Origin of the sequence: Corallococcus exercitus (assembly GCF_003611585.1) — a bacterium.
Lineage (GTDB): Bacteria > Myxococcota > Myxococcia > Myxococcales > Myxococcaceae > Corallococcus > Corallococcus exercitus.
This window is the reverse complement of record NZ_RAVW01000582.1, coordinates 1-4641: the sequence shown is the minus strand read 5'-3', so window position 1 is coordinate 4641 and position 4641 is coordinate 1. Positions and strand designations below refer to the sequence as shown.

2 protein-coding genes and 2 pseudogenes are annotated in these 4641 nt (G+C 69.1%); all 4 read left to right on the top strand.

Features of this window, described 5'->3' with window-relative positions; translation table 11 throughout:
• Window positions 1-698 (top strand): annotated as a pseudogene (locus D7W79_RS39040) (putative metal-binding motif-containing protein); the annotation flags it as partial.
• A gap of 40 nt (window positions 699-738) precedes the next feature.
• Window positions 739-2832, top strand: a complete 2094-nt coding sequence (locus D7W79_RS39035) for a putative metal-binding motif-containing protein (RefSeq protein ID WP_120530311.1) — start codon at window positions 739-741, stop codon at window positions 2830-2832.
• Between the two features lie 130 nt (window positions 2833-2962).
• Window positions 2963-3553 (top strand): DUF642 domain-containing protein, encoded by a 591-nt coding sequence (locus D7W79_RS39030; RefSeq protein ID WP_120530310.1) that lies wholly within the window; start codon window positions 2963-2965, stop codon window positions 3551-3553.
• Between the two features lie 358 nt (window positions 3554-3911).
• A pseudogene (locus tag D7W79_RS39025) lies at window positions 3912-4641 on the top strand (hypothetical protein); the annotation flags it as partial.

Below are 4641 nucleotides of genomic sequence, written 5' to 3'. Positions count from 1 at the left end.
GGGGTGCTGGCGGCGCGACGGCGGGAGCGAATGGCGGAGATGGCTACAACGCCAGCAACACGCGGGGCGCCGCGGGCTCGCAGCAACCCTCTACCTTCATGCCCCTCATCGGTGGGTGCGCGGGAGGCCAAGGCGGAGGATCGGTCAACGCGGCGGGGGGGCTTGGCGGCGCTGGCGGCGGCGCCCTCCAGATCTCGGTCGCAAGAACACTGACCGTCGGCAAGGTCCTCTCCGTGAGCGGCGGCGGTGGCTTGGGCGGCAAGGCGAGCGCTTCACCCGCCCAGTCGGCGGGTGGCGGTGGCGGCGGGAGCGGGGGCCGCATCGTGCTGGAAGCCTTCCAGGTGACCCTGACGTCCGACGCACGCCTGACCGCCAACGGCGGCGGTGGTGGTGAGGGTGCTGGCGCCGGTAGCGGCGCCGCGAATGCAGGGGAGAATGGCTTGAGTGGTAGCGAGAACGGCAACAGCATCGCCACCGGCGGCGCAGGCGCGGCCACGACGGGTGGCAACGGTGGCTCGGGTGGCACCTCGAGCCCCCCAACCTCTGGCGCCAACGGAACAACGGTCGTGTTGGGTGACGGCGGCGGCGGTGGTGGCGGTGGCGCAGCGGGCTCCATCCACCTGCGCAGCATCCGGTCCTGCACCCTGAACGACGCCATCCTCAGCCCGGTCCCCACGGGAGGCTGTCCCGCCCCCTGAGGCTTCAGAGCAGAAGGGCCAACAGGTAGACTGCGCAGCCATGCACCGGCTCTGCCTGTTGGGATGTGTGTTGCTGCTGGCCGCCTGTGGCGAGAAGGCGCCCGAAGAGGGCGCCATTCGCGTGTCCGTGAAGTACGACACCTTCAAGCCCGCCTGCGTGCGCGTGGAGGCAAAGGATTCGAAGGGGCACCAGGAGACCACGGACATCCCCTCCAGCCAGTTCAAGAACACGGAGAAGAACGAGGTCCTGGTCGCCGTACGCCGCAAGGCGGACTGGGACGCGACGCTGAGCGTGACGGCGTCATCATTCGCCGAGTTCACGGGCAGCCAGTGCTCGGGGGAGGCCGTCGAGCGGTTCACGAACGCTTCGCTCACCGTCGTCCCCAAGGAGTTCACGCGCTTCGACGTCACGTTGAAGGCGGTGGACGGGGACGGCGACGGCTCGCCCGTGCTCGCGGGTGTCGAACCGGCAGGTTTCTTCGACTGCGACGACAAGCGGGCCGACATCCATCCGGGGGCCTCGGAGACGTGCGCCGGGACGGAGGATCTCAACTGCAACAAGCGGTTCGGCTGTCAGGAACAGGATTGCGTGGACAAGGCCTGCGACGACGGCAATGCCTGCACGGTAAGCGACCGCTGCGCGGGCTCGGGACTCACGGCGCAGTGCGTGGGCACCGAGCGTTCGTGCACCCAGAGTGCGACGTGCATGCAGAGCTCGGGGACCTGCAACAAGGCCACCGGCGCATGCGAATTCAAACCGCAGGTGGCTGGATCCGCGTGCGTGGATTCCCAGACCTGCACCATCAACGACACCTGTGATGGAAATGGAACCTGCCTCGGCGGGATGCCAACGCCGTGCCCCACCAAGACGTGCTTCCGGCCCGCGACCAGTGGCTGCACGGCGAACAATGATTGCAGCTACGCTCCGGACCCGGCGCAGGTGAACCTGGCCTGCGTGAATCCGCTCAACCAGCGCGCGGGATGGTGCCGCGGAGGGGACGGCGCATGCAGCGCATTCCCCTACCGCCCCAGCAACTTCGATCCGGACGCGGTCGACCCCGCCGACATCGCGGCCCTCACCACCTCCGGAGAAGTGACCTTCAACACGGACACGCTCGCGTGGGATCCGGAAAACCGCGTGACGAACAGGACCAGCCTCAAGCCGAGGGTCGTCACGACCCAGAACGGCGGCCTGCAAGCGGTGCTGCTCCCGGTGAGCACGTTGACGTTGGGTGGACCGCTGCGCTTCACGGGAGCGCTGCCCATCATCCTGGCCGTCTATGGAGATGCGAATCCCGGGCAGCCCATCCTGGCCAATGGCCGTTTCCTCAACGGCCCCACGCTGCGCGGAGCCGGCGGCAACCATGGCCAGTGCGGATCCTCCACGGGCGCGACAGGGTCCGTGACCGGTGGCGAGGCGGAAGGCGGCGGCGGCGGTGGCAGCGCGACCGCGGGCGCGGCCGGAGGCACCGGCTTTTCACCAGGCGGGACGGCGCGGGCCGGGGGAGATCCCCAGAACAACGATCCCCTGCTGTTGCTGGGTGGCTGTGCCGGAGGCAATGGCGGCGGCACGGGCAACATGGCGGGGGGACAGGGAGGGGCCGGAGGCGGCGCCTTCCAGCTTTCCGTGGCACGGACCCTGACCCTCCAGAAGGCGCTCTCCGTGAGCGGCGGCGGCGGTGCTGGCGGTCAGGCCAACAAGAACTCCGGAGCGGGTGGCGGCGGCGGCGGCGGCAGCGGGGGCCGGTTGGTGGTGGAGGCCTTCGCGGTGAACTTGATGAGCGATGCCCGCCTCACCGCCAATGGTGGTGGCGGCGGCGAGGGAGGTACGTCCAAGAACAACGACGATGAAAACGGGGCCAACGCGAGCAGTGGCAGCATCGACACCGGGGCCCAAGCCCCTGGAGGCGCCACCTCTACGTCGGTGAGCAAGGGCAAAGGCGGACCGGGCGCCGCGCGGGACGGCGCGGCGGGCATGGGAAAAAACGGTGACACCAACCTTGGCTTCGAAGGCGCGGGCGGCGGCGGTGGCGGCGCAGTAGGCTTCATTCACCTGCGCAGCATCCAGACCTGCACCGTGAACGCGAACGCCGTGTTCAGCCCAGCCTCCACGGGTGACTGCACGCCTCCCTGACCCGCCTGGAGGGCAACCAAGCCAGCCACCCCCAGATGTGAAGTTTCACACACTCGATGTGAAAACATGTAGTGTGTGTTTCGCCTGCCGCACGACGCGCGGGCGAAACACATCCAGGGGGAATCACATCATGAATCGCAAGCATGTGCTGCGTTGCAGCGCGGTGGTGGGCTTTGGCTTTTTCGCGCTGGCGGGCTGTGGGGGCCCGGACGCGGTGATCAACGACCCGGAGCTGGGCAAGGCCGAGCAGGGCATCACCGTCTCGACCAATGGCAGCTTCGAGACCAACAGCATCGGCGCGTCCAACTACGTGGTCCTCAGCGCGGGCAGCACCGCGCTGCCGGGCTGGACCATCACCTCCGGCATCAAGGTGATGAAGAGCACGTACAAGGCGGCGCAGAACGGCGTGCAGTCCATCGACCTCAACGGCCTGGGCGCGGGCTCCCTGTACCAGGACGTCCCCACCGTTGTCGGCGGCGGCTACACGTTGACCTTCTGGGTGTCCAACAGCCCCAATTGCACCACGGTGTCCCGGTCGGCCACCGTCAACTACGGCCCGTCCAGCGCCAGCATCTCCAATGCGTCCGGGACCTGGGGCAGCTTCCCGCGCACATACGTGTTCAACGCCACCAGCACCACGTCCCGCATCCAGTTCACCAGCACCTCCGGTGGCGTCAGCTGTGGTCTGGCCATCGACAACGTCACGGTGACCGGTCCGTGATCCGCTGATCCCGCGGATCATCCCTGTAGCCCTCGGGCCGCCGCTCCCCTTCTGTGGGGCGGCGGCCTCTTGACGCTGTAGCGCCCTGTAGCGTCCCTGCGCGGGACGTCCGCTGGAGAACCCGGGGGGTAGACGGTTCGGGCCCGACGACACAGATCGCGGATCCGTGGATCATCCCCCGCCCCCATCCCACCTCCTGCGCTCGTGGAGAGCCCGGCTTCCGGCCGTGGCCGTGCGATCAACGCGGGATCAGTGGACCGGGGGACGACCCACGACATCGGGCAGGGACGGACGCCCGTAAGGGGCACCAGGACACAGGGCCGGACGCCTCACCGCGTCCGGGCTGGGAGGCGTGGACGTGGCGGGTCTGGACTGGGTGCAGGTGGACGTGGGCTTCCCCATGAGCCTCGCGGTGATCGGTGCCGCGCGTTCGCTGGGCATGGAGCGCCGCGCGTTCCTGGGCGCCATGGTGGAGTTGCAGATCTGGGCCGTGCAGGCCCTGCCCGAAGGGCGCTTCGTGTCCTTCGGACCGTCCGCGGACGCGTCCGGCGGACAGGCGTGGGACGCGTCCGCGGACGAGGCCGTGTGGATTGAAGCGCTGGAGTCCGCCGTCCGATGGACGGGCACCCCCGGCGCCTTCTGGTCCGCCCTCCTCCGTGCCCGCCTCCTGATCCGCGAGGACGACGGCGTGCGCCTCACCCTGTGTGATCGCTACGTCGGGGTGCTCGACAAGCGGAAGAAGGAGGCCGAGCGCAAGCGACGGGAACGCGCCGCCGCCAGGGGCATCGACGTGTCCGCCGGACGTCCTCGGGACACGTCCGGGACGTCCCCCGCAAGAAACAGAAGGGAGAAGGAGAAAAAGAGATCTTCATCTGCTGCTGCCGGCCTGCCTGAACTGGAAATCGAACTGGCACCCGCGGCCACCCTCCCGGCCCACCTGGCACCCGTGGCACTCCTCACCGGCGAGGACACGCCTCCGGACGCGGAGCAGGATCCCATCCAGCTCTCCCTTCCCGGCACGCACCTGGTCCCGGCCACGCCGCCCCGCGAGGACGCAGCCGCGCCGTCCGCGGACGCGGTCCGTCCCC

Excerpts from the sequence above, each read along its gene's own strand:
- D7W79_RS39035 (WP_120530311.1), top strand. The coding sequence starts at position 739 with ATGCACCGGCTCTGCCTGTTGGGATGTGTGTTGCTGCTGGCCGCCTGT.
- D7W79_RS39030 (WP_120530310.1), top strand. The coding sequence starts at position 2,963 with ATGAATCGCAAGCATGTGCTGCGTTGCAGCGCGGTGGTGGGCTTTGGC.